At 71.0% G+C, this 24,906-nt stretch carries 24 protein-coding genes; 11 read left to right on the top strand and 13 right to left on the bottom strand.

Going from position 1 to position 24,906, the window contains the following annotated elements:
• Positions 1-268: 268 nt before the first annotated feature.
• The 3 genes from QRN49_RS04605 to deoC all read right to left on the bottom strand — a co-directional run bounded on the left by QRN49_RS04605 (position 269) and on the right by deoC (position 2,861).
• Positions 269-841, bottom strand: a complete 573-nt coding sequence (locus tag QRN49_RS04605; protein ID WP_284754051.1) for a type IV toxin-antitoxin system AbiEi family antitoxin — start codon at positions 839-841, stop codon at positions 269-271.
• A gap of 186 nt (positions 842-1,027) precedes the next feature.
• Positions 1,028-1,981 (bottom strand): ROK family protein, encoded by a 954-nt coding sequence (locus QRN49_RS04600; protein ID WP_284754050.1) that lies wholly within the window; start codon positions 1,979-1,981, stop codon positions 1,028-1,030.
• 148 nt (positions 1,982-2,129) lie between these two features.
• Complete coding sequence (gene deoC, locus QRN49_RS04595; protein WP_083404120.1) at positions 2,130-2,861, bottom strand: deoxyribose-phosphate aldolase; 732 nt, start codon at positions 2,859-2,861, stop codon at positions 2,130-2,132.
• 43 nt (positions 2,862-2,904) lie between these two features.
• Here deoC and QRN49_RS04590 point away from each other — a divergent pair, with 43 nt between their 5' ends.
• The 4 genes from QRN49_RS04590 to QRN49_RS04575 are packed head-to-tail and all read left to right on the top strand — an operon-like array spanning position 2,905 to position 7,051.
• Positions 2,905-4,437 (top strand): SDR family oxidoreductase, encoded by a 1,533-nt coding sequence (locus tag QRN49_RS04590; RefSeq protein ID WP_175330830.1) that lies wholly within the window; start codon positions 2,905-2,907, stop codon positions 4,435-4,437.
• On the top strand, positions 4,434-5,018 hold the full coding sequence (locus QRN49_RS04585) for a GDSL-type esterase/lipase family protein (protein WP_071403838.1): 585 nt from the start codon (positions 4,434-4,436) through the stop codon (positions 5,016-5,018). The genes QRN49_RS04590 and QRN49_RS04585 overlap by 4 nt, the downstream gene beginning before the upstream one ends.
• Complete coding sequence (locus QRN49_RS04580; protein WP_284754049.1) at positions 5,018-5,449, top strand: DUF6804 family protein; 432 nt, start codon at positions 5,018-5,020, stop codon at positions 5,447-5,449. The genes QRN49_RS04585 and QRN49_RS04580 overlap by 1 nt, the downstream gene beginning before the upstream one ends.
• A 48-nt stretch (positions 5,450-5,497) precedes the next feature.
• Complete coding sequence (locus QRN49_RS04575; RefSeq protein ID WP_111039343.1) at positions 5,498-7,051, top strand: stealth family protein; 1,554 nt, start codon at positions 5,498-5,500, stop codon at positions 7,049-7,051.
• Positions 7,052-7,584: 533 nt separating this feature from the next.
• Here QRN49_RS04575 and QRN49_RS04570 read toward each other — a convergent pair.
• The 5 genes from QRN49_RS04570 to ctaE form a co-directional block, all read right to left on the bottom strand.
• On the bottom strand, positions 7,585-8,544 hold the full coding sequence (locus QRN49_RS04570) for a phosphodiesterase (RefSeq protein WP_284754048.1): 960 nt from the start codon (positions 8,542-8,544) through the stop codon (positions 7,585-7,587).
• A gap of 167 nt (positions 8,545-8,711) precedes the next feature.
• Entirely contained in the window at positions 8,712-10,400 is a 1,689-nt protein-coding gene (gene qcrB, locus QRN49_RS04565; RefSeq protein WP_071403835.1) for a cytochrome bc1 complex cytochrome b subunit, read from the bottom strand.
• Positions 10,400-11,464 (bottom strand): cytochrome bc1 complex Rieske iron-sulfur subunit, encoded by a 1,065-nt coding sequence (gene qcrA / locus QRN49_RS04560; protein ID WP_027465615.1) that lies wholly within the window; start codon positions 11,462-11,464, stop codon positions 10,400-10,402. The genes qcrB and qcrA overlap by 1 nt, the downstream gene beginning before the upstream one ends.
• A gap of 33 nt (positions 11,465-11,497) precedes the next feature.
• Positions 11,498-12,307, bottom strand: a complete 810-nt coding sequence (gene qcrC, locus QRN49_RS04555) for a cytochrome bc1 complex diheme cytochrome c subunit (protein WP_071403834.1) — start codon at positions 12,305-12,307, stop codon at positions 11,498-11,500.
• Positions 12,308-12,328: 21 nt separating this feature from the next.
• Positions 12,329-12,967 (bottom strand): aa3-type cytochrome oxidase subunit III, encoded by a 639-nt coding sequence (gene ctaE / locus QRN49_RS04550; RefSeq protein WP_027465617.1) that lies wholly within the window; start codon positions 12,965-12,967, stop codon positions 12,329-12,331.
• 70 nt (positions 12,968-13,037) lie between these two features.
• On the opposite strand from ctaE, the gene trpD reads away from it, so the two are divergent.
• The gene (gene trpD, locus QRN49_RS04545; RefSeq protein ID WP_111030102.1) at positions 13,038-14,093 is read left to right on the top strand and encodes an anthranilate phosphoribosyltransferase; all 1,056 of its coding nucleotides are present in this window, start codon (positions 13,038-13,040) and stop codon (positions 14,091-14,093) included.
• 490 nt (positions 14,094-14,583) lie between these two features.
• Here the strand turns inward: trpD and glpK are convergent, their stop codons facing one another.
• Both glpK and QRN49_RS04535 read right to left on the bottom strand, forming a co-directional pair.
• Positions 14,584-16,095: a glycerol kinase GlpK gene (gene glpK / locus QRN49_RS04540; protein WP_071403832.1), complete on the bottom strand. Its 1,512-nt coding sequence runs from the start codon at positions 16,093-16,095 to the stop codon at positions 14,584-14,586.
• 83 nt (positions 16,096-16,178) lie between these two features.
• Positions 16,179-16,904 (bottom strand): MIP/aquaporin family protein, encoded by a 726-nt coding sequence (locus QRN49_RS04535; RefSeq protein WP_284754047.1) that lies wholly within the window; start codon positions 16,902-16,904, stop codon positions 16,179-16,181.
• A gap of 315 nt (positions 16,905-17,219) precedes the next feature.
• Between QRN49_RS04535 and dhaK the strand changes: the two genes are divergently transcribed.
• The 3 genes from dhaK (at position 17,220) to dhaM (ending at position 19,699) form a co-directional block, all read left to right on the top strand.
• On the top strand, positions 17,220-18,221 hold the full coding sequence (gene dhaK / locus QRN49_RS04530; RefSeq protein WP_284754046.1) for a dihydroxyacetone kinase subunit DhaK: 1,002 nt from the start codon (positions 17,220-17,222) through the stop codon (positions 18,219-18,221).
• 120 nt (positions 18,222-18,341) lie between these two features.
• Complete coding sequence (gene dhaL / locus QRN49_RS04525; RefSeq protein ID WP_111024411.1) at positions 18,342-18,968, top strand: dihydroxyacetone kinase subunit DhaL; 627 nt, start codon at positions 18,342-18,344, stop codon at positions 18,966-18,968.
• Positions 18,965-19,699 (top strand): dihydroxyacetone kinase phosphoryl donor subunit DhaM, encoded by a 735-nt coding sequence (dhaM, locus tag QRN49_RS04520; RefSeq protein ID WP_284754045.1) that lies wholly within the window; start codon positions 18,965-18,967, stop codon positions 19,697-19,699. Before dhaL ends, dhaM begins: the two co-directional genes overlap by 4 nt.
• Before the next feature lie 42 nt (positions 19,700-19,741).
• Here the strand turns inward: dhaM and QRN49_RS04515 are convergent, their stop codons facing one another.
• The gene (locus QRN49_RS04515) at positions 19,742-20,320 is read right to left on the bottom strand and encodes a TetR/AcrR family transcriptional regulator C-terminal domain-containing protein (protein WP_284754044.1); all 579 of its coding nucleotides are present in this window, start codon (positions 20,318-20,320) and stop codon (positions 19,742-19,744) included.
• A 54-nt stretch (positions 20,321-20,374) separates the two neighbouring features.
• Between QRN49_RS04515 and QRN49_RS04510 the strand changes: the two genes are divergently transcribed.
• On the top strand, positions 20,375-21,595 hold the full coding sequence (locus QRN49_RS04510) for a beta-ketoacyl-[acyl-carrier-protein] synthase family protein (protein ID WP_284754043.1): 1,221 nt from the start codon (positions 20,375-20,377) through the stop codon (positions 21,593-21,595).
• Here QRN49_RS04510 and QRN49_RS04505 read toward each other — a convergent pair.
• The gene (locus QRN49_RS04505) at positions 21,582-22,415 is read right to left on the bottom strand and encodes a helix-turn-helix domain-containing protein (protein ID WP_194654322.1); all 834 of its coding nucleotides are present in this window, start codon (positions 22,413-22,415) and stop codon (positions 21,582-21,584) included. The two genes, QRN49_RS04510 and QRN49_RS04505, sit on opposite strands and share 14 nt — an antisense overlap.
• Before the next feature lie 102 nt (positions 22,416-22,517).
• Here QRN49_RS04505 and QRN49_RS04500 point away from each other — a divergent pair, with 102 nt between their 5' ends.
• Complete coding sequence (locus QRN49_RS04500) at positions 22,518-23,198, top strand: SDR family NAD(P)-dependent oxidoreductase (RefSeq protein WP_284754042.1); 681 nt, start codon at positions 22,518-22,520, stop codon at positions 23,196-23,198.
• A gap of 31 nt (positions 23,199-23,229) precedes the next feature.
• Here QRN49_RS04500 and QRN49_RS04495 read toward each other — a convergent pair whose 3' ends face one another.
• Positions 23,230-23,670, bottom strand: coding sequence for a GNAT family N-acetyltransferase (locus QRN49_RS04495; protein WP_284754041.1), 441 nt, complete (start codon positions 23,668-23,670; stop codon positions 23,230-23,232).
• 202 nt (positions 23,671-23,872) lie between these two features.
• Here QRN49_RS04495 and QRN49_RS04490 point away from each other — a divergent pair, with 202 nt between their 5' ends.
• Positions 23,873-24,904, top strand: a complete 1,032-nt coding sequence (locus QRN49_RS04490) for an alcohol dehydrogenase catalytic domain-containing protein (protein ID WP_284754040.1) — start codon at positions 23,873-23,875, stop codon at positions 24,902-24,904.
• Positions 24,905-24,906: the final 2 nt, after the last annotated feature.

The raw sequence follows: 24,906 nt of genomic DNA, 5'->3' as shown, positions 1-24,906 counted from the left end.
TCGACTGTGGCCCCGCCAACCGACGGTCCGTGACCACTCGGCGGACGTGAGCGGGGTGTTCTGACCGCTCGCACGCGCCGGACCGGGAGGCCCGGGGCGGCCCCGCCCCGGGCCTCCCGCCCGTCGACCGGTCACGAATCGTCGCGCGGGCACCGCCGAGCGGTCAGGAACCGTCGGCTGCGGTCCTGCCATCCGACAGTCCGTGACCACTCGACGAACGTGAGCGAGGTGTCCTGACCGCCCGCGCCCGCACCCAGCGCGCGACCCCCTACCGGACAGCACCCCCAGCAGCCCCCTGCAGCCCCCGCAACCGCCGCTCGGCCTGCCGCACCATGGGGATCGTCCCGAGCGACGTCAGGCGTGCCCGCAGCTCGGCAGCCGTGACCGCCCCGATCGCGAGCAGCCCGTGCACGGCCGTCGCCTCGGCGTCCCCGAACGCACCGGCCGTCGGCCCCGGCGTCCGGAGCAGGTCGACCGCGGTCCGCGCCGGCACCGTGACCCGCAGCCGCGAGAGCTCGACGGTGTCGTCGACGTCGATCCGGACCTCCCGCAGGCGGACGTCCGGCCCGACGTGGACACGGACCTGGGGCGGGATGCAGGCCTCGAGCGGCGCCGGCGGCCGGGACACCGCACCCCAGATCCACGCGGCGGTCAGCGTGCAGGCGATCAGGCGCGCGTCCCGCAGGACCCAGGCGGCAGCGGCGGCGCGCAACGACGGCGTCTGCGGTTCAGCGGGGGAGGCCCAGCAGGGACCGACGGCGACCAGCTCGCCGGCCAGGACCGCCGCACGCAGCTCGGGTTCCGGCCAGTCGTCACTGGTCAGCAGTCGCGGGCGGGGCACCCGCACATCCTGCCCGACCTGCGCACGCGACCGACAGGCCTGTGGACAAGCCACGGGCAAGCCGGGAGGCACGTGGCGGGCCCGCACCGCGCCTCCAGGCCGTCGCCGGTCACGTCCACGGCGTGGGCCGCGTCGACGACGCAGCCAGCTGACGGCCGCACCCCGGATCGGGCGCGAGGCGCGCGCTCAGCGCAGGACGTCGGCGCGGTGCACGAGCGCCGCGGCACCGATCAGCGGACCGTCCTGGGACAACCCGGTCGGCACGATCTGCACCTTCGTGACGAAGCCGAACTCGACACGCTCCGCCACGGCCTGCCGGGCGTACTCGAACAGGTCCGGGGTGACGTGCGAGAACCCGCCGCCGATGGCGACGATCTCGAGGTCGACCAGGCTCGTGGCGGCGGCGATGGCCTGCCCGAGGGCACGGCCGCTCCGCTGGATCGCTGCGACGGCGATCTCGTCACCGGCGGCGTACGCGGCCGAGAGCTCCTCGCCGGTCGTGCCCGCGAAGCCCTGACGACGTGCCCAGGCCACGGTCTTCGGGCCGCTGGCGATCGCCTCGAGGCAACCGGTGCCGCCGCAGGCGCAGGGGTCGTCGTAGCCGCCGCACTCGACGTGCCCGATGTGGCCGGCGTTGCCCGTCGGTCCGCTGACGGTGCGACCGTGCAGGATCAGCCCGCCGCCGACACCCGTGGAGACGATCATGCCCATGACGTGCTCGTAGCCCTGGGCCGCGCCGACCCAGTGCTCGGCGAGGGTGATCGCCAGGCCGTCCATGCGGAGCGTCACCGGGACGTCGTCCGGCACGAGCGCCGCGATCCGGTCACGCAGCGGGTGACCACGCCAGACCGGCATGTTGAGCGGGGAGACGAGGCCGTGCTCCTCGTCGACCGGGCCGGCTGAACCGACGCCGACGCCGACGAGCGTCGCGTCGGCGGGCAGCGCGCCGAGCGCGGCCGTGACGACCTCGTCGACGGCGGCCTGCAGCTCGTCCGAGGAGCGCTGCGGCCCGGTGGGGCTGCGGAACCTGGTCGCCGGCAGCACGACACCCTGGTCGGTGACGAGCGCGGCCTCGACCTTCGTGCCGCCGAGGTCGACGGCCAGGGCGAGGGCGGGGGACTGGGGTGCGGTGCTGGACATGCGCGCTCCGATGCGGCGGTCTGGAGGCACGGTGCGGGTCGCCGACGCGTCGTCGCGTCCGGTGGGCACCGGCCTGGTCGTGGTGGGTCGTGCTGGGTGCGTGGGCTCAGCCCGGTGGGCTCAGCCCCGTCGGCTCAGCCCCGCGGGTTCAGTAAGACGTCGTGTCGTCGCCGAGCGCCGACGCGGCGCCCGTCTCGGCGCGGTGCGCGACCTCGTCGAGGATGCGGGCCGAGGCGCTCGTGCCGATGCGGTTCGCGCCCGCCTCGACCATCTCGAGCAGGGTGTCGAGGCCGCGGACTCCGCCGGAGGCCTTCACGCCGGTGTCGGCACCGACCGTGCGGCGCATGAGGGCGATGTGCTCGGCCGTCGCGCCGCCGCCGGCGAACCCGGTCGAGGTCTTCACGAAGGCGGCGCCGGCGGTCTGTGCCGCACGCGACGCCGCGACGATCTCGTCATCGGTCAGGAACGCGGTCTCGAGGATCACCTTGACCACGGTGTCGCCCGCGGCGTCGACGACCGCGCGGACGTCCTGCTCGACGCGCTGCCAGTCGCCCGACTTCGCTGCGCCGATGTTCTGCACCATGTCGAGCTCGAACGCGCCGTCGGCCAGGGCCTGCAGCGACTCGGCGACCTTCGCGGCGGTGGACGTGGTGCCGTGCGGGAAGCCGATCACGGTGCCGACGCCGACGCCGGTGCCCGTGAGGCGCTCGACGGCGTGGGCGACGTCGCTCGGACGGACGCAGACGCTGAAGACGCGGTGGGCGGCGGCTTCGTCGAGCTGGGCGTCGACGTCCGCGCGGGTGAGTTCGGGCTTCAGGATCGCGTGGTCGATGAGGCCACGGACGGCATCGACGGTGACGGGGAAGGCTGCGTTGTCCACCCGGCAAGCCTACCCGTCAGGCGTGCCGCGTAGCGTGCAGGGCATGCAGGTCCTCGTCACCGGCGCCACCGGGTACATCGGTGGTCGTCTCGTCCCTCGTCTCCTCGAAGCCGGCCACTCCGTCCGGGTGTTCGTGCGCAACCCCCGGAAGCTCCAGGACGTCCCGTGGAGCAGTGAGGTCGACGTCGCGGAGGGCGACCTCCAGGACGCCGAGGCGGTACGCGCGGCCGTCGACGGGATCGAGGCGGTCTACTACCTCGCCCATGCGATGGGGGCCGACGGCGACTTCGAGTCGGCCGAGCGCGAGGCCGCCGAGACCATGGCGCGCGAGGCGAAGGCGGCCGGCGTCAGCCGGTTCGTCTACCTGGGCGGGCTGCACCCGGACGGCGAGCTGTCGAAGCACCTCCGCAGCCGCAAGGAGGTGGGAGAGATCCTCCTCGGATCGGGCGTGCCGACGGTGGCGTACCAGGCCGGGGTCGTGATCGGCTCGGGCAGCACCTCGTTCGAGATGATCCGGCACCTGACCGACGTCCTGCCGTGGATGCCCGCGCCGCGCTGGGTCCGCAACCACATCCAGCCGATCGCGGTCCGCGACGTCCTCTACTACCTGGTGGCCGCGCTCGACGTCCCCGCCGACGTCAACCGCACCTTCGACATCGGCGGCCCCGACGTCCTGCGGTACGGCCAGATGCTGAACGGCTACGCGGTCGAGGCGAAGCTGCCCCAGCGCCCGATCACGGTCCTGCCGGTGCTCACCCCGCGCCTCGCCGCACACTGGTTCAACGCCGTCACCCCGATCCCGCGCAAGCTCGCGACGCCGATCATCGAGTCGCTGCAGTTCGAGTGCGTGCAGCGCGAGCACGACATCGACGACGTCGTGCCGCAGCCCGAGGGCGGGCTCACCTCGTACCGTCGGGCCGTCCGCCTCGCGCTGAACAAGATGCGCAGCGGTCAGGTCCAGACGAGCTGGCGGAGCGCGACGCTCTCGAGCGCCTCGGCCGACCCGATGCCGAACGACCCCGACTGGGCCGGGCACACGGTCTACGTCGACGACCGGAAGCGGCACTCCAGTGCCTCCGCCGAGGACGTCTGGCGCGTCGTCGAGTCGATCGGAGGCGACAACGGCTGGTACTCGTTCCCGCTCGCCTGGGTCGCCCGCGGCTGGATGGACAAGATCGCCGGCGGTGTCGGCCTGAACCGCGGCCGGCGTGACCAGCAGCGCCTGGAGCAGGGCGACGCGCTCGACTGGTGGCGCGTCGAACGACTCGAGCGCGGCCGGTACCTGCGACTCCGCGCCGAGTTCAAGTCGCCCGGTCGTGCCTGGCTCGAGATGACCGTCACACCGAACCCCGACGGCGGCAGCGACTACCACCAGCGCGCCATCTACTTCCCCCAGGGCCTGGCCGGGCGGCTGTACTGGTACGGCATCCTGCCGTTCCACGGCGTCATCTTCCCCGGTATGGTCGAGCGCATCACCGCCGCCGCCGAGCGGGAGTCCGACCACACCGAGTCCACGCAGCGCAACCGGACGCAGCAGACCGGGACCCCCGAGCCGGCGCACGAGGAGGCAGCATGACCGACGACCGCAGCCCCGTCCTCTTCCTGGGGGACAGCATCACCGAACAGGGCGACTGGGACACCTGGCTCCCCGACGAGCACACGCTGAACCAGGGCATCGGTGGCGACACGACCGACGGCGTGCTGACGCGCCTCGACGCCGTCGTCGCCGAACAGCCCGAGGTGATCGTGCTGCTCATCGGCACGAACGACTTCGGCAACCACCGCGCGAGCGCCGAGCACGTGGTCCGCAACGTCGAGACCATCCTCGTCACGCTCCGCCGCGAGCTGCCGGGCGTGCGCCTGCTGCTCGTGTCGATCCTGCCCCGGCAGGCCGAGTACGCGACGAAGATCGAGCAGGCCAACCGGCACCTCCGCCAGTTCGTCGCCACGTGCCACGCGCAGTACCTCGACGCCTGGCCTGCCCTGGCCGACGGCGACCACCTGGACGCCCGCTTCACCGAGGACGGCCTGCACCTGACCGAAGACGGCTACCGCGCGCTGGTCGGTGAGCTGGTGCCGGCGCTCGAGCGCGTCCGCGACCTGCCGCCGATGTCGCGGTCGATCCAGGCGATCGACCTCGACGGCTCCGCGGACTGATGGCCGCACGCAAGGGGCGGCCCCCGGTGGGGTCGTCCCAGCACGGCGTGCCCGCAGGGTCCCCGCGACCCGCAGCCGCCGCACCCGCCAACGGTGACCGCACCACCCCGCCCTTCACCCGGCCCGCGCTGGCGCCGTCGATGATCGCGGCGATCGTGCTGCTGGCCTGCGTCGCCATCGTCGACTCGTCGGGCTTCGTCTTCGCCCGCTGGGGCGTCACGGTGCTCGCGTTGATCGTGCTGGTCTTCAGCGTGCGCGGCAAGGTCTGGTGGGCCGCCCTGCTCATGGCCGCCGTCGCCGTCTGCTGGAACCCGCTCGTCACGGTGTCGATCCCCGGACAGGTGTGGGCGGCACTGCAGCTGGTGGCCGCCGCGCTGTTCATCGTGGTGGGCATCGTGGTCAAGGTGCCCCGCGAGTCGGACGGACGGTAGGATCGGCAGGTCGGGTACAGGACCCGGCCGCACACCCGAAGGGCATGGATGAACGACGAGACCGAGCCGGTGACCGAGAGTCCTCTGCTGAACCCTCGACCGTCCTCCGGCGGTCTCGACCGATCCGACGTCGTCGTCCGCAAGGGGCGACTGACCCTGATCAACGGACACCTCACGCCGCAGCAGTCGATGATCGAGGACCTGCTGTTCCTCGACGACGCACTCACCGCGGCTGACGTCGACCACCTGCTCATCCGCGGCAACGACCAGCGCCCGGTGATCGCCCTCGACGAGCGTGACCGCCAGCGCGCCGAGAGCGCCGTGATGTCCGCGGCCGTCAACGAGCCCTTCTACGCGAAGCCCCCGGGCAAGCCGGCCGTGCTCGTGCAGGACGACGGACTCGGCTCCATCGAGGAACCCGTGCTCCGCGTGTTCCGCCCGCGGCTCGAGCCGCTCGGACGCCTGCGCTACGGCGCCGAGACGAGCGTCCAGCTCGAGTTCTGGCGCGTCACCGACATCGAGGTCCTCGCACCCGTCGAGAACGCCCTGATGCGTCGCAGCCTGCCCATCGACGAGTTCGTCCTCGTCGACATCGAGCGCTACGGCCGCACCTGGCGCACCGTCGAGCACATGTTCGACGATCATGTCTCGGACATCCGGTTCCCGATCGACATCGTCTTCTCGTGGGTCGACGGCAACGCCATCGAGTACCAGCGCGCCCGCCAGGCCGCACAGTCGAACGCCGTCCTGGGCGAGGGCGACGACGCCCCGGCCCGGTTCCGCCAGATCGACGAGCTGAAGTACGCGCTCCGCTCGGTGCACACCTTCGCGCCGTGGATCCGCCAGATCTACATCGCGACGGACTCCCCGGCGCCGCACTGGCTCGCCGAGCACCCGAAGGTCCGGATCGTCCGCAGCGAGGAGTTCTTCGCCGACCCCTCCGTGCTGCCGACGCACAACTCGCAGGCCGTCGAGTCGCAGCTGCACCACATCCCGGGCATCAGCGAGCACTTCATCTACTCGAACGACGACATGTTCTTCGGGCGCCTCGTCGACCCCTCGGTGTTCTACAGCCCGGGATCGGTCACGAAGTTCATCCTCGCGTCGACCCGGATCGGCCTCGGCTCCAACAACCCCGCACGCAGCGGTTTCGAGAACTCCGCCCGTGTGAACCGTCGCCTGCTGCAGCAGCGCTTCGGCGCGGTGACGACCCGGCACCTCGAGCACGCGCCGACGCCCCTGCGCGCCTCGATCATGACCGAGATGGAACACGAGTTCGCCGACGAGTTCGCGGCCACTGCGGCCTCACGCTTCCGTGCCGCCGACAACATCTCGGTGACGAACTCGCTGTACCACTACTACTCGCTGCTCACCGGTCGGGCGATCATCCAGGAGAACGCGGCCGTCGGGTACATCGACACGACCATGGTCTCCGGACTCAAGGCCCTCGACGAGCTGCTGAAGAAGCGGAACGTGGACTTCTTCTGCCTGAACGACGGCAGCTTCCCGGAGGTCAGCGACGAAGAGCGCACGCAGCGCGTCACGGGCTTCCTGGAGCGGTACTTCCCGTTCCCTGCGCCGTGGGAGCGCCCCAGCGCTTAGGACGCGCCAGCGGCCTGCTGGGAGCGTCCCAGCGCTCAGGACGCGCCAGCGGCCTGCTGGGGCGCTCCGGGCGAAGCCTGCGAGCCCGGCGCCGGAACCCAGCCACGAGGTTCGACGCACCCGCACCCTCCACCGGTCATGACTCCCCGCCACCCCCACGCCGAGCGGTCACAGCCCGTCGCCTGCGCCGCCCACAGCCGACGGAACATGACCACGCGACGCAGCACCCGCGGTGGGTCGCGACCACCCCGCGGGCCGGGAGGCGCGGGTCGGGCCCGCCACGGGCCTCCCGGCCGTCGGGTCTGCCGTCGGGACGCGCCCGCCCGCGCACGCCCGCCGAGCGGTCGCGACACCCCGTTGGCTGCCCGCCGAGCGGTCACAAACTGTCGCTTGGGGCGCCGCCAAACGACGGAACGCGACCACTCGCCGCGGAGTGACGGGGAGTCATGACCGCACGCGCCCACACTTGGTGTGCAGAAGAGGTCGGGTCCGCATGGCGGACCCGACCTCTTCTGCACTCGGAGTGCGCGGCGCTACCGGTGGATGGGGGAGACGGGCACCGAGTCGAGCGTGAACACCGGGATGCTCGAGGTGACCGGCGCCGGCTCGACGGCCGCGGGGATCGTCACGCCGTGCGCGGCGAGCTTCGCCTCGGTCTCGAGCGCGGAGACGGGCTGCCCGACGGTGGCGTAGTGCCCGATCGGCACGACCGAGTGCACGACGTTGTGGCCGTAGACGTGCACGAGGTTGAACGACTGAGCTCCGTCGCGTCCACGGGTGCCGCCCTGGTACTCCGTGAGGTCCTGGGTGTAGCAGGTGGCGCTGGCGACGGACACCGGGATGCCGGCGAAGACGGCACTGGTCGAGTAGTGCAGGTGCCCGGCGATGATGGCGAGGACGTCGCTGCCCTCGACGACCTCGGCGAGGGCTTGCTGGTCGCGCAGCTCGACGAGGACGGTGAGGTCCTGGACACTCGGCACCGGCGGGTGGTGCATCGCGAGGATGGTGCCGTGCGGCGCGGCCTCGGACAGGACCTCGGCGAGCCAGTCGAGCTGCTCGGGGGAGACCTCACCGTGGTGGTGACCCGGCACGCTCGTGTCGAGGGTGATCACGCGGAGACCGTTGACGTCGTAGACGAAGTCGACCGGGCGATCGGTGGGCTGCAGGCCGAAGAGCTCCTGGCGGAAGGCGCCACGCTCGTCGTGGTTGCCCATCGCCCAGATGACCTGTGCACCGATGCGCTGCGCGGCCGGTTCGAGGATCGCGCGGACACGGGAGTACGCGCCCGGCTCGCCCTTGTCGGCCACGTCGCCGGTGACGACGATTGCTTCGGGACGCGTGCCCGAGGCTTCGATGTCCGCGACGATCTGCGTGAGCCGAGCGGCGGAGTCGACATCGCCGTACAGGTCGCGGTCCCCGGAGACGAGGTGCGTGTCGCTGAGGTGGAGGAGGAAGTGGTTCGGCCTGGGGTGTTCGGCCGTCCGGCTGTCCATCGGGGTCTCATTCCGTTGGCGGATGCGTGGTGCAACACGTTGCCACACCGTCCTGGACGAGTCCAGCACGCGAGAGTGAACCAGCCGTGAACTGGGGGCGGCGTGTTGCCCTGTGCACGAAGAAACCCCCGCCACATCGTGACGGGGGTTGCTTCGTTCGCTACCGATCAGTGATCGCCGGGGCCGACCTGGGGAGCCTGGTGGCCGCCCTCGAGGTTCGGGCCGTGGTGCGCGGCGTGTGCTGCCTCGAGCTCTGCCTTCGAGACCGGCTCGATGCGGTCTTCGAAGAAGAAGCGGGAGACGCCGGCACGGACCTTCTGCAGACCCGTGATCTTGCCCTTGGCGTTCGGGCGGATCATCAGCGGCTTGTACTCGTTGAACTGCAGGAGCTTCCACCGCTCGTACTCGTCGAGCTGCTCGTGCACCTCGATGTACTCGCCGTGGGGGAGCCGGACGATGCGGCCCGACTCGTAGCCGTGCAGGACGATCTCGCGGTCCTTCTTCTGGAGGGCGAGGCAGACACGCTTCGTGATCCAGAAGGCGATGAACGGACCGAGGACCGTCGTTGCCTGGATCACGTGGATCACGTGTTCGATCGACACCAGGAAGTGCGTCGCGATGATGTCCGACGAGGCTGCTGCCCAGAGGCTGGCGTAGAGCGTGATGCCAGCGGCACCGAACGCCGTGCGCGTCGGGGCGTTGCGCGGGCGGTCGAGGATGTGGTGCTCACGCTTGTCGCCCGTGACCCACGCCTCGATGAAGGGGTAGAGCAGGATCGCCAGGATGAGCAGCACCAGGACCGCGATCGGCGCCAGGATGTTGAACGACACCGTGTAGCCGAACCACACGACCTCCCAGTGCGGCGGGACCAGTCGGAGCGCACCGTCGGCGAAGCCGATGTACCAGTCGGGCTGGGTACCGGCGGACACCGGGGAGGGGTCGTACGGGCCGTAGTTCCAGATCGGGTTGATCGTGAACAGCGAGGCGATGAGGGCCAGGATGCCCGCGACGATGAAGAAGAACCCACCGGCCTTCGCGGCGAACGCCGGGAGGATCGGGACACCGACGACGTTCTCGTTGGTCTTGCCCGGACCGGCGAACTGCGTGTGCTTGTTGATCACGACGAGCACGAGGTGGACACCGAGCACCGCGACGAGGATCGCCGGCAGCAGCAGGATGTGCAGCGTGTACAGGCGGCCGACGATGTCGGTCCCCGGGAACTCGCCACCGAACAGCAGGTAGGCGATCCAGACTCCGATGACCGGGACACCCTCGATCATGCCGACGATGATGCGCAGACCGTTTCCGGAGAGCAGGTCGTCGGGGAGCGAGTAGCCGGTGAAGCCCTCGGCCATGGCGAGGACCCAGAGCAGGAAGCCGAAGACCCAGTTGAGCTCACGCGGCTTGCGGAAGGCACCGGTGAAGAACACGCGGGCCATGTGCAGCATGATCGACGCCACGAACAGCAGGGCTGCCCAGTGGTGGACCTGGCGGACGAAGAGCCCGCCGCGGATGTCGAACGAGATGTCGAGCGTGGACTGCAGGGCCGTCGACATCGCCACGCCCTTGAGCGGGACGTACGAGCCGTTGTAGACGACCTCGGTCATGGACGCCTGGAAGAAGAACGTCAGGAAGGTCCCGGAGAGCAGCACGACGACGAAGCTGTACAGCGCCACCTCGCCGAGCATGAAGCTCCAGTGGTCCGGGAAGATCTTGCGGCCGACTTCCTTGACGAGGCCCGAGATGCTGGTGCGCTCGTCGATGTAGTTGGCGACCCCGCCGATGATGCGGGATCCGCGCTCCGGCGCCGGCTTGTTCGTCGACGTGTTCGGTGCGGTGGTGGTGGTGCTGGTCATCAGCGTTCACGCTCCCAGAAGGACGGTCCGACCGGCTCGTGGAAGTCGCTCTGGGCAACCAGGTAGCCGTCGTCGTCGATCGCGATCGGAAGTTGGGGGAGGGGGCGTGCTGCCGGACCGAAGATGACCTCGCAGTTGTTCGAGACATCGAAGGTGGACTGGTGGCACGGGCACAGCAGGTGGTGCGTCTGCTGTTCGTAGAGCGCGACGGGGCAACCGACGTGGGTGCAGATCTTGGAGTACGCGACGATGCCGTCGTAGCCCCAGTTCTCGTGGCCCTTGGACGGGTTGAGGTCCTTCGGGTCGAGACGCATGAGGAGGACGGAGGCCTTGGCCTTCTCTTCCAGCATGTGCTCGGACTCGAGCATGCCCTCTGGGATGACGTGGAACACCGAACCGATGGTGACGTCGGAGGCCTTGATCGGCAGACCCGTCGGGTCCTTCGTCAGGCGCAGGCCCTGCTTCCAGAAGGTGTGGCGGAGCAGCTCGTTGGGGTCCTCAGCCGGAGCGAGGTCACGGACGAGGACGATGCCGGGGAGCGGGAACGCGGCCAGGGCACCGATCATCGAGTTGCGGATCAGCTTGCGACGGCTGAAGCCCGACTCCTTGTCGGCGAGCTGGAACGCCTCGACCGCCTTGGCGCGGGTCGCGTCGGTGCCGCGGGTGCCGTGGCGGAGCTCGGTGATCTCGCGGTCGACGACGAGCGACTTCGACCAGTAGACGGCGCCGAGGCCGAGGGCGAGGAGCGCGAGGGCGATCGACAGGCCCAGGAAGAGGTTCGCGGTGCGGACCGTCCCGAAGTCGCTCGGGTCGATCGGGAAGGCGACGTACGCCGCGATCGACAGGACGCTGCCGACGATCGACAGGTAGAAGTACGCGGCGACCTGGCGCTCGGCCAGGCGCTGCTTCTTCGGGTCGACGTCGGTGCGACGCGGGCGGTGCGGCGGCTCGCCCGGGTTCTCGAACGGGTCGACGGGGAGGACCGCGATCCCGGGGGAGGTGGTCGTGCCGTGCTTCTCGACAGCCGAGGACGAGTTCAGCGTCTCGTCGTCGTGCTCTGCCATGGTGTTCCCTTCAGTGTCGTTCGACACGGACGATCAGTTGGACTTCGCGGTCAGCCAGACGGTCATCGCGACGACCGCGCCGAGTCCGAAGATCCAGATGAACAGACCCTCGGCGACCGGCCCCAGGGAGCCGAGTGCGAAGCCACCGGGGGACTTGTTGTCCTGCACGTACTTGAGGTACGTGATGATGTCGGCCTTCTGCTCCGGCGTCAGGTTCAGGTCGTTGAAGACCGGCATGTTCTGCGGGCCGGTGAGCATGGCCTCGTAGATGTGCTTGCCGGAGACCGTCTCGAGGTTCGGGGCGTACTTGCCCTCGGTCAGCGCACCGCCGGCACCGGCCACGTTGTGGCACATGGCGCAGTTGATGCGGAACAGCTCGGCGCCTTCAGCAGCGTCGCCGTCCTCACCGTTGGTGAGCTCGGTGGAGGGGACCGACGGGCCGGGGCCGAGGGAGGCGACGTACTGCGCGAGTGCGTCGACCTGCTCGTCCGTGAACTGCGCGGGCTTCTCTTCGGCCTGCGGGCCCTGAGCAGCCATCGGCATGCGGCCGGTGCCGACCTGGAAGTCGACCGACGCGGCGCCGACACCGATGAGGGACGGGCCCTCGCTCGTGCCCTGCGCGGAGAGTCCATGGCAGGTGGCGCAGTTCGAGGCGAAGAGCTTCTCGCCCTCGTTCACCTGCGACTGGCTCGAGGCGGCGACGGTGTTCGTGCTGTCGTCGGCGTTCGCCGTGGAGCTGAACAGTGCGTACGCGCCACCGGTGGTCATGAGACCCACGACGATGAGCGACACGGTCGCCATCGGTGAACGGCGGCCCTTCTTGGACTTGGTTCTGTTGAACATGTGCTGGGGGGTGTCCAGTTCCTACTTGAGAAGGTAGATGACGGCGAAGAGGAAGATCCACACGACGTCGACGAAGTGCCAGTAGTACGACACGACGATGGCGGTGGTCGCTTCCTTGTGGCCGAAGTTCTTGGCGGCGAAACCGCGGCCGAGCGTCAGCAGGAAGGCGATGAGGCCACCGGTCACGTGGAGCCCGTGGAACCCGGTGGTCATGTAGAACGCCGAGCCGTAGGCACTGGAGGAGAGCGTCACGCCCTCGTGCCAGAGGTTGGCGTACTCGAAGATCTGGCCGCAGACGAAGATCGCACCCATCGCGTAGGTGACGAAGAACCACTCCGTCATGCCCCAGTGGCGCGGGTTCCAGCTCGTCCGGTGCACCTGGAAGCGCTCCGCGGCGAACACGGCGAACTGGCAGGCGAAGCTGGACAGCACCAGGATGATCGTGTTCACGGAGGCGAAGGGCACCTCGAGCTTCGCGGTCTCGGTCGCCCAGAGCTCAGGGGACGTGCTGCGGAGCGTGAAGTAGATCGCGAACAGGCCGGCGAAGAACATGACCTCGCTGCCCAGCCACACGATCGTCCCCACGGCCACGGCGTTCGGCCTGTTGAGGGCCGGACCGCTGGCTGATCTGGAGAGAGAGGTGCTAGTCACGTCCTCCATTATGGCCGAAACCCCCGACAGTGTTTTCGCAGGAGACTGGCGGGTCTCTCGAATTCACTACGATCGAGCCATGCCTGACGCACTTTCTTGGCCAGCAGTGATCAGCGCGCTCATGGCGCGCGAGGACCTGACGATCAGGCAATCCACATGGGCCATGGAGGAGATCGTGCACGGGCGCGCCACCCAGGCACAGATCGCCGCCTTCGCCGTGACGCTCCGCGCGAAGGGCGAGACCGTCGACGAGGTCGTCGGGTTCCGCGACGCGATCCTGGACGCCGCGGTTCCGCTCGACGTCGACCCGATGGCGCTCGACATCGTGGGGACCGGCGGCGACGTGGTCGGCACCGTGAACATCTCGACGATGGCGGCCATCGTGATCGCCGCCGCCGGGGTCCCCGTCGTCAAGCACGGCAACAAGGCCAGCTCGTCGAAGTCCGGCTCGAGCGACGTGCTCGCCGCCCTCGGACTCGATCTCACGATGGACGCCGCGCGTGTCGCGGACACCTTCCGGCGTGTCGGCCTGACCTTCGCCTTCGCCAACGCGTTCCACCCCGGTTTCGCTCACGCAGGCCCGGTCCGGCGCGAGATCGGCGTGCCGACGGTGTTCAACTTCCTCGGCCCGCTCGTCAACCCCGCACGGTGCGAGGCCAACGCCGTGGGGGTCGCCCAGCTCGACCTCGTCCCGATCATCACGGGTGTGTTCCAGACGCGCGGAGCGACCGCCCTCGTGTTCCGCGGCGACGACGGACTCGACGAACTGACCACCACCGGGCACAGCCACATCTGGGAGGTCACGGGCGGCCGCGTGACCGAGCACGACCTCGACCCGCGGGACCTCGGCATCGCCCGGGCACGCACGGAGGACCTGCTCGGCGGCGACCCCGAGCACAACGCAGGTGTCGTCCACCGGGTGCTCGCGGGGGAGACCGGACCCGTCCGCGACATCGTCCTGCTGAACGCCGCGGCCGGCCTCGTGTCGTTCCGGCTGGCACAGGACCCGAACGAGTCCGACCGGCCGATCCTGCAGCGCTTCCGCGAGCAGCTGGTCGTCGCCGCCGAGGCGGTCGACTCGGGCGCCGGTGCGCGCAAACTGGCTGATTGGGTCGGCGCAGCGCCCGCCGCGTAGTCCATGCCGCCCCGCGCACCGTGCGCGGTGCGTCACCCGGCGCGGGCCTGACGGTTCGGTGCGGCCCCATGGGCGCGCACCGGGCGGTCACCCCTGCACCCGGAGAACAAGCCCGCACCGTGCCGTGTCGGCAACCCCGTGCCGGACGGGAGGCCCGTGGCGGGCCCGCCCGGCGCCTCCAGTCCGCACCGTGCGCGGTCCGCGATCCCGTGCCGCATCCGCGCGAGCCGCACCGTGCGCAGTGCGTCAGCCGGTGCCAGCCTGACGGCTCGGTGCGGCCCCATGGGCGCGCACCGGGCAGTCATCGCTGCACCCGTGAACAAGCCCGCACCGTGCGGTGCCGGCACCCACCCCGCAACCAACCGACTGGCCGACCGCGACCGACGCGCAGGAGACGCGACGCACAGGAGGCCCGGTGCCGGTTCATGGAACCGGCACCGGGCCTCCCGTCGGTGCGTTCAGTGCACGCGGTCAGCGTGCCCGTGCTTCGTTACTGCACGTCCTCGTCGACCCAGTCGAAGGTCTTCGTGACGGCCTTCTTCCACAGGCGGAGCGTGCGCTCGCGCTCGGCGGCGTCGAGCTGGGGCTCCCAGCGCTTGTCCTCCTGCCAGTTGGCACGGAGCTCGTCGAGGTTGGCCCAGAAGCCGACCGCGAGACCGGCGGCGTAGGCCGCGCCGAGCGCCGTCGTCTCCGCGACGACCGGACGGACGACCGGCACGTTGAGCATGTCGGCCTGGAACTGCATGAGCTCGCTGTTCGCGGTCATGCCGCCGTCGACCTTGAGCTCGGTCAGGTCCACGCCGGAGTCGGCGTTGACCGCGTCGAGGACCTCGCGGGTCTGCAGCGCCGTCGCCTCGAGAGCGGCACGCGCGATGTGCCCCTTGTTGACGAAGCGGGTGAGGCCGACGATCGCACCGCGGGCATCGGGACGCCAGTACGGCGCGAAGAGCCCGGAGAACGCCGGCACGAAGTACACGCCACCGTTGTCCTCGACCGTCTTGGCCAGGGCCTCGACCTCCGGGGCGCTGCCGATCAGACCGAGGTTGTCGCGGAGCCACTGGATGAGCGAGCCCGTGACGGCGATCGACCCCTCGAGGGCGTAGTGCGTCTCCTGGTCGCCGAGCTTGTAGCCGACGGTGGTGAGCAGGCCGTTCTCGGAGCGGACGATCTCGGTACCGGTGTTGAAGATCAGGAAGTTGCCGGTGCCGTAGGTGTTCTTCGACTCGCCCTGGTCGAACGCGGCCTGACCGAAGGTCGCGGCCTGCTGGTCGCCGAGGATGCCGGCGATCGGGACCTCGCGCAGCAGGCTCGAGGACTCGACGTGGCCGTAGACCTCGGAGGAGCTGACGATCTCGGGGAGCATCGACTTCGGGACACCGAAGTCGGCGAGGATGTCGTCGCGCCACTGCAGCGTCTCGAGGTCCATGAACAGCGTGCGGGACGCGTTCGTGACGTCGGTCTTGTGCACACCGCCGTCGATGCCACCGGTCAGGTTCCAGAGGACCCAGGTGTCGGTGGTACCGAAGAGCAGGTCGCCCGCCTCGGCCTTCTCACGAGCACCCTCGACGTTCTCGAGGATCCACATGATCTTGGTGCCGGCGAAGTAGGTCGCGAGCGGCAGGCCGACGATGGCCTTGTACTTGTCGGTGTCGCCGTCGGCGAGCTTGTCGACGAGCGCCTGCGTGCGGGTGTCCTGCCAGACGATCGCGTTGTAGATCGGCTTGCCGGTGGTCTTGTCCCACACGACGGCGGTCTCGCGCTGGTTGGTGATACCGACGGCTGCGACGTCGTGGCGCGTGATGTCGGCACGCGACAGTGCCTGACCGATCACCTCGCGGGTGTTGTCCCAGATCTCGGCGGGGTCGTGCTCGACCCACCCGGCGCGCGGGAAGATCTGCTCGTGTTCCTTCTGCCCGGTCGAGATGATCGAACCGGAGTGGTCGAACACGATTGCTCGGGTCGAGGTCGTGCCCTGGTCGATGGCGACGATGTAGTCGGCCATTGGTGCTCCTTACGGGTGTGTTCGGTGCGGGTGCGTGTTCGGTCGTGCGGAACGGCCGTCCACGCCTTCGGGGTGGGGGTGGGTCAGCTGACGATGGGCAGCAGGGCGTAGGACAGCCCGGCGGCGAGGGCGCCACCGATCAGCGGTCCGACGACCGGCACCCAGGCGTAGGCCCAGTCGCTCGAGCCCTTGCCCTTGATGGGCAGGAAGGCGTGCGCGATGCGGGGGCCGAGGTCACGGGCCGGGTTGATGGCGTAGCCGGTGGGGCCACCGAGGCTGACACCGATCGCGATCACGAGGAAGGCGACGGGGATCGCACCGAGCGATGCCGGCGTCTGACCGTTCGAGAACGCGATGACGACGAAGACCAGCACGAAGGTGCCGATGATCTCGGTGACGAGGTTCCAGCCGTACGACCGGATGGCGGGGCCGGTCGAGAAGACGCCGAGCTTGGCGGCCGCGTCGGGCTCCTCGTCGAAGTGCTGCTTGTAGGCGAGCCAGACGATGACCGCACCGATGATCGCGCCGATCAGCTGGGCGAGCCAGTAGAGGAACATCTCGCCGACGGTGATGTTGCCGAGGATCGCCTGCGCGAGGCTCACCGCGGGGTTGAGCTGTCCGCCGGACTTGTAGGACACGGTGACACCGGCGAAGACCGCGAAGCCCCAGCCGATCGTGACCATGAGGAACCCGGCTCCGAAGCCCTTCGACTTCGCCAGCGAGACGGCGGCGACGACGCCGCCACCCAGGATGATGAGCATCGCCGTACCGACGAGCTCGGACAGGAACTTGACGCCGATGTCGTCCATCGGTGACCTCCAGTGCGTGAGGTGGGGGTCCGGCCGTGCTGCGCCGCACTCCCCGTTGAGTGATTGAGGCCAACCATAGTGACGACGCTCACGGCCGGGCGATGAATTCCTGAGCGAAGTGCGGCATCGTGCACGAACGTGCAGGACGAGTGTCCCCAGCACGATCCCGAGCCGGTGACGCGTCCTCGGCGCACTGCACGAACGTGCATCGGGAGCGGACGGCTGCCCGTGCCGTCGATGTAGATTGGGCGCACTCCGGTCGACGACGCGCGGTGTGACCGCCACGGTTCGACCCCGTACCCGTGGAGGCACCGCATGAAGAAGCTCATCAACGACCCGCAGGCCGTGGTCGAGGAGACCGTCCGGGGCTTCGCCCGGGCACACGCCGGACACGTCGTCCTGGTCGAGGACCCGATCCACCTGCACCGCGCTGACGCACCCGTCGCCGGCAAGGTCGGGATCGTCAGCGGCGGTGGCAGCGGCCACGAGCCGCTGCACGCCGGCTTCGTCGGGTACGGCATGCTCGACGCTGCCGTGCCCGGCCCGGTGTTCACGAGCCCGACGCCCGACCCGATCGTCGCCGCGACGAAGGCCGTCGACGGCGGTGCGGGCGTGCTGCACATCGTGAAGAACTACACCGGCGACGTGCTCAACTTCGAGACGGCGGCAGAGCTCGCGACGATGGACGACGTCCGCGTCGAGTCGGTCGTGGTGGACGACGACGTCGCGGTGCAGGACTCCCTGTTCACCGCCGGACGTCGCGGCGTCGCCGGGACCGTCGTGGTGGAGAAGTGCGCCGGCGCCGCCGCCGAGCGCGGGGACGACCTGGACGCGGTCGCCGCCGTGGCCCGGCACGTCAACGACGTCACCCGGTCGATGGGGCTCGCGCTGGCATCGGGCACCGTCCCGCACGCGGGGGAGCCGTCGTTCGTGCTGGCCGACGACGAGGTCGAGCTCGGCATCGGCATCCACGGCGAGCCGGGCCGCGAGCGGATCGCGATGGCACCGGCGGACGAGCTGGTCGACCGCGTGCTCGAACCGATCCTGACCGACCTGGACGCCCCGGCCGGGTCGTCGCTGCTGCTCCTGGTGAACGGGATGGGCGGCACCCCGCTGTCCGAGCTCTACATCGCCTACCGACGCGCCGCCGAGGTCCTCTCGGACCGCGGCCACCAGGTCACGCGTAGTTTGGTCGGCGACTACGTCACGTCCCTCGAGATGCAGGGGTTCTCGCTCACCGTCACGGTGCTCGACGACGAACTCACGGCCCTCTGGGACGCCCCGGTGGAGACCCCGGCCCTGCGCTGGGGACGCTGACCGACCGCGACCACGGCCGCGACCGCAACTGCAACGGCAAGCGCGACCGACCACGGCCGCTCGACCACCGGACCACGACACCGGGCCCCACCGGGCCGGACACACACGAAGGGAACCGCATTGGCGCTCGACACCGCATGGGCCATCGAATGGGTCCGTCGCACCGCCGCGACGATCGACGAACACCGCGCCGAGCTCGTGACGCTCGACCGTGAGATCGGGGACGGCGACCACGGCGAGAACCTCGACCGCGGGTTCCGGGCCGTGCTCGAGGCCGTCGACTCCGGGTCCTTCGACACCCCGGGTGCCGTGCTCAAGACCGTCGCGACGAAGCTCATCTCGACCGTGGGCGGGGCGGCCGGCCCGCTCTTCGGCACCGCCTACCTGAAGGCGGCGCAGGCCGCCGGTGACGCGGCCGAACTCGACGCGGACACCCTCGTCGCCGTCCTCACCGCCGCCCGCGACGGGGTCGTCTCCCGCGGCAAGGCCGCGGTCGGCGACAAGACGATGGTCGACGCGTGGAGCCCCGCGGTCGACGCCGCAGCAGCGGCCGCCGGTGCCGGCGACGACCCGAAGGCCGTGCTCACCGCAGCAGCCGACGCCGCCGCGCAGGGTGCGGCGGACACCGAGCCGCTCGTCGCCCACAAGGGCCGTGCGAGCTACCTGGGCGACCGCGCGATCGGGTACCGCGATCCCGGTGCGCAGTCGACCGCGTACATCCTGCGCGCAGCGGTGGACGCAGCGTGACCGTCGGCATCCTGGTCGTCTCGCACAGCGCGGCGATCGCGACGGGCACGGTCGAGCTCGCACGGCAGATGGCCGCGGACGTGCCGCTCGTCGCCGCGGGCGGCACGGACGACGGTGGCATCGGCACCTCGTTCGAGGCGATCACCGCCGGCATCGAGGAACTCGCCCAGGCGGACGCCGTCGTGGTGCTGTGCGACCTCGGCTCCGCCTACCTGACGACCGACACCGCGCTCGACTTCCTGGACGACGACGTCCGTGCCCGCGTCCACGTGTCGCAGGCCCCGTTGGTCGAGGGAGCGGTGGCCGCTGCGGTCGCCGCCCAGACGGGCGGTGACGCCGATGCGGTGCTGGCCGCGGCGGCATCGGCCGCGGGTTCCGAGGCGGACGCGAGCACCGCCTCCCGTCCGTCCGGTGACCAGCCTGGGGGCACGGGGCCGGCCGACGGGGCTGCCCCCGTCGACGACGCGGCCGGCTCCGACCGCGTCAGCGCGTCGGTCGAGCTGGTGAACGAGACCGGGCTGCACGCCCGGCCCGCCGCGGAGTTCGTGAAGACGGCGGCGAAGTACGACGCGAGCGTGCACGTCAACGGCGTGGACGCGAAGAGCCTGCTGGCGATCATGGCCCTGGCGCTGCCGAAGGGTGCGACGGTGTCGATCGACGCGACCGGGCAGGACGCCCGGGCCGCGGTCGACGCCCTGGTGGAACTGGTCCGGTCCGGCTTCGGCGAGTGACAGTGCCGCCGGGGGAGACCCCGGCGGCGGTGCTCGCCCCGGTCAACGGATCGAGATCGTCCCCGCCAGGTCGAGGTCCGAGGGGCCGCCGGTGACCCCGGCGTCCGCGAGCAGGGTGGCGCCGAACACGGCGCTCCAGAACGTGCGGGCGTCCCGGGCGACGCCGCTGGGGCTCGTCCAGCCCTGGTCGTCCACGACGCGCTCCAGGTAGCGCTCGGACTGCCGGAACAGCACGGCCAGCAGCAGCCGCACGCGCTCACGCTGCGCCGGGTCGTCCCCGGCTGCCCCGAGCGCGCGGACCACGAGCGGGGTCGACGGCATCGCGAGGGCGGTGCGGGCGAGGACCTGTCGGAACGACTCCGGCGAGCGGGCGCGCCGGCCGGCCGCCTGCAGTCGCGCGGTGTCGCGGAGGAACAGCGCGAACGCGGCGTCGAGCACCAGGCGGTCCTTCGAGCCGTAGTGGTGCGTGATCTGGTTCGGGTAGACACCCGCGGCCCGGGCGACCTCGCTGACGGTGACGCTCCGAGCGCCCGCGCTGAGCAGTCCGGCCGTCGCGGCGAGGATCCTCGCCCGTGTCGCCGCGCCGCGTGCCGTGCCGGAGCCGTCCACCGTGGTTGCCATGTCGGAATTGTACGTGGTACAACTCAACTTGTTCAACGTACAAGAGGAGTTCCCGTGGACATCGTCATCACCGGCTTCGGCGCGGTCTCACCCTTCGGCCACGGCGTCGCGCCGCTCTGGGACGCCCTGGTGGCCGGTCGCTCCGGCGTCCGCGCCCTGCACCGCGACGGAGCGCTCTGGGAACAGGTGCCGATCCGGGTCGGGGCCGATGCCGCACTCGACGCCGAGGGGGCACTCGGGCGGGTCCGTGCCAATCGCCTGGACCGCAGTCAGCAGCTGGCGCTCGTCGCCGCGGACGAGGCCTGGGCCGACGCCGGTGCCCCCGCGGTGGAGGGCGACCGCCTCGCCGTGGTGATCGGCACCGGGATCGGGGGAGTGGAGACGCTCCTCGACGCCCACGACGTGCTCGGCGCGTCCGGTGCCCGGCGGGTCTCACCGCGCACGGTGCCGATGCTCATGGCGAACGGTGCCGCCGCGCAGATCAGCATCGCGTACGGGGCGCGGGGCGGTGCTTACACCACGGTGTCGGCATGTGCCTCCGGCGCGGAGGCCATCGCCACCGCCGCGCGACTCATCGCCACCGGTGAGGCCGACGTCGTCATCACCGGCGGCACCGAGGCCGCCGTCACCCCGGTGACGATGGCGTCGTTCGCCCAGTCGCAGGCCCTCGCGAAGCCCGACGGCGACGACCCCACGACCCTGTCACGACCGTTCGACGCCGACCGCCGCGGCTTCGTCCTCGGCGAGGGCGCCGGCATCGTCGTGCTCGAACGTGCCGACCACGCCGCCGCCCGGGGTCAGCGGTCGCACGGCACGCTCGCCGGGTGGGGGATCACCTCGGACGCGCACCACATCACCGCACCGCTGGCGGACGGCAGCGAGCAGGAGCGGGCGATGCGCGCCGCGATCCGGATGGCGGGACTCACCGGTGCCGACGTCGACCACGTGAACGCGCACGCGACCGGGACCCCGGTCGGCGACGTCGGCGAGGCGGCCGCCATCAGCCGTGCGGTGGGGACCGGCGCGCTGGTCACCGCTCCGAAGAGCGCGATCGGGCACATGTTCGGCGCTGCCGGCGCGGTCGAGGCGATCCTGACCCTGCGGGCGCTCGAGACCGGGACCGTGCCGCCGACCCTGAACCTCGACCGGCTCGACCCCGCGGTGGACCTCGACGTCGTCTCCGGTACCGCCCGGACCGCGCCGCTCCGTGCGGCGTTGAACAACTCGTTCGGGTTCGGCGGTCAGAACGCGTCGCTGGTGTTCACCGCGGCGTGAGCTCCTGCAAGCCGGTGACCCGGAGCAGGTCGAGCTTCGCGGCGTCCTCGGAGCCCGGGACGACCGTGTAGACGACGATCCGCAGGTCACCGCCGGGGACACTCAGCACGTCGCAGTCGATCTCCACCGGCCCGACCGGCGTGTGCACGACCTTGCGGCTCGCACGGTGCTCGGCGATCCGGCCGGTCTCCCATCGCCGGGCGAACTCGGGGGACTCCCGCAGCAGCCGTTCGACCAGGTCCGCCAGGTCGCGGTCCGCCGGGTAGCGCCCGTACGCCTGCCGCAGATCGGCGGCGAGGTCGCTCGAGAACTCCTCCTGGTGCTCGTCGTCCCAGTCCACCCCGTCGCGCTCCTGCATGAAGTGCCGCCAGACCAGGTTGCGATCGAGCCCGACGTACCGCGAGGGGTCGCCGTTCACCGCGGCCCACAGCTCGTTCCAGAGCACGATGTCGTGGGTCGCCGTGAACACCGCGAGCGGGACGTCGCCGAGCCGGTCGACCAGCCGCTGCACGCCTGGCGTGATGTGCCGCGGTACCACCTGACGCGACGGCGGGGCGACACCGGCCACCCGGCACAGGTGGTCCCGCTCCTCGGACGACAGCCGGAGCGCCGTCGCGAGGGCACCGAGCAGCTGCGGCGACGGGTTCGTCGCCCGGCCCTGCTCGAGGCGGACGACGTAGTCGACGCTCACGCCCGCCAGCGCGGCGAGCTCCTCGCGACGGAGACCCGGGGTCCGTCTGCCGGGGCCGGCCGGCAGGCCGACCGCCTCGGGACGCACCCGGTCGCGCCAGGAACGCAACACGTTCGCGAACTCGCTCATGTCCACCATCATCGCCCCGCGCCTCCAGTCCGTCCTGGTACTGCCGGTCCCACCGTCGCACCGTGCCTGGGGGAGCCGGGCCAGCGGGGGCAGGCTGGGCGCATGACAACGACACTCATCACCGGGGCCAACCGCAGCCTCGGACTCGAGACCGCACGCCGACTGCTCGAAGCCGGCCACACCGTGTACGCCGGCATGCGCGACCCGGCGAGCGGCGACGACGCCCGCGCGCTCGGTGCCCACGTCGTGCAGCTGGACGTCACGGACCAGACCAGCATCGACGCGGCGATCGCGACCATCCCCGAGCTCGACGTCCTGGTGAACAACGCCGGGATCCTCGGCAGCTCGTTCGGGGTCGACGACCTCGACGCGAGCGCGATGGCGACCGTGCTCGACACCAACGTCACCGGCATCGTCCGGGTGACCCAGGCCGCGCTGCCCCTGCTGCGACGTTCGGCGGCACCCGTCATCGTGAACGTCTCGTCGGGGGTGGGGTTCCCGCGCTGGCTGACGACACCGGGACACGACGAGTACGGGGTGCCGGCGGTGCCGTACGCGGCGTCGAAGGCGGCCGTGATCGCGTTGACCGTGCAGTACGCGAAGAACCTGCCCGGATTCCGGGTGAACGCGAGCGACCCTGGCTACACCGCGACGGAGTTCAACGGGTTCGGCGGACACCAGACGATCACCGAGGGCACCGACGCCACGGTCATGCTCGCGACGATCGGCACCGACGGGCCGACGGGGGAGTTCCACAACCGCGAGGGCCGCATCGAGTACTGAGGGGCAGCGCTGCGTGTGCGCCCGGGCCCCGTCAGTCGTGCACGTCGGCGCCGAACCCCGGCCCGGGACGCATCATCCAGCCGTCCGGATCGGGCAGCGGGCGGAACCCGAACCGCTCGTACAGCCCGTGGGCGTCCGCGGTGAACAGGGCGAAGCGCTTCAGGCCGAGCGGCTCGACCGCCTCGGTCACGCCGCGCACGAGTGCGACCCCGACGCCGCGGCCCCGGGCGTCGGGGTCCACGAACACGTCGGCGAGCCACCCGAACGTCACGCCGTCGGTGATCACCCGCGCGTAGCCGAGCTGCTCGCCGGTCGTCGCGTCGTACACGCCGAAGTTCCGGGAGCCGGCGATGATCGCCTCCTGCGTCGCCCGGTCACGACCGCGGGCCCAGTACGACTCCTCGCTGAGCCAGCGGTGCACGCGGGCGACGTCGAGGTCTTCGGGGTCGACGGAGAAGCGCAGATCGGTCACGTGACGAGTCAACCGGCGGATGCGCCTGGGGCGCAACGGCCGATCGGGGTGCGGTGGACCGCTCGCGTGGTCGGGTGGTCGGGTCCCCGTCGGCCTGGAGGCCCGTGGGGACCCCGGCGCACGGGTCGCGTCGGGCGGTCGGGCGCGCTGGCCCGGGTCGGGCGTCAGTCGCCCTTCGTCCGGCGTCTGCCAGGATGGCCGCATGCGCGCCGTCCAGTACGCCCAGTTCGGTTCCGTCCCCTCGATCGTCGGCCTGCCGGAACCGGTCGCACCCGAGCACGGGGTCGTCGTCCGGGTGGCTGCCACCGGTGTCTGCCGCAGTGACTGGCATGCGTGGAAGGGGCACGACGACTCGGTCCGGCTGCCGCACGTGCCCGGCCACGAGTTCGCCGGCGTCGTCGCGTCGATCGGGGCGGGCGTCCAGCGCTTCACCATCGGCGACCGGGTCACGGCCCCGTTCGTGTTCGCCTGCGGGACCTGCGCCGAGTGCCTCGACGGCGCCACCCAGGTGTGCACCGCCCAGCAGCAGCCCGGGTTCGACCTGCAGGGCTCGTACGCGGACTCCCTGGTCGTCCCGCACGCCGACCTGAACCTCGTCGCGCTGCCCGACGCCGTGGAATTCGCGGTGGCGGCGGCGCTCGGATGCCGATTCGGCACCGCGTTCCACGCCCTGCACGCCCGAGGGCGCGTCACCGCAGGGGAGTGGGTCGTGGTCTACGGGTGCGGGGGAGTCGGGCTCTCCGCGGTCATGGTCGCCGTGGCCGCCGGCGCGCACGTCGTCGCCGTCGACGTCTCCACGGCCGCACTCGAACGCGCAGCAGCCCTGGGCGCCGGCACCGTGCTGATGGACGACGATGCCGTCGCCACGGTCCGGTCCCACACGGGTGGCGGAGCGCACGTCTCGCTCGACGCCTACGGCAGCCATGCCACCTCGGTCGCAGCCGTGGCGTCCCTGCGTCCGCGCGGCCGGCACGTGCAGGTCGGGCTACTCCTCGACGACGAAGCCGCTCCGGCGATCCCGATGGGCCGGGTCATCGCGGACGAACTCGAACTGCTCGGCAGCCACGGTGCAGCGGTCGGGGAGTACGGCGCGATGCTCGACGCCGTCGTGGCCGGACGGCTGCGTCCGGAGGAGACGATCGGCCGCACGATCGGCTTCGACGACCTGCCCGAGGCGCTCGTCGCGATGGACCGACCAGCGACGTCGTCGGGCATGACCGTCGCGGTGTTCTGAGG

This window comes from Curtobacterium sp. ME-Dv--P-122a (assembly GCF_030209645.1).
Classification (GTDB): Bacteria; Actinomycetota; Actinomycetes; order Actinomycetales; family Microbacteriaceae; genus Curtobacterium; species Curtobacterium flaccumfaciens.
The sequence above is the reverse complement of the archived record's forward strand: the minus strand, read 5'-3'. Positions and strand labels throughout refer to the sequence as shown.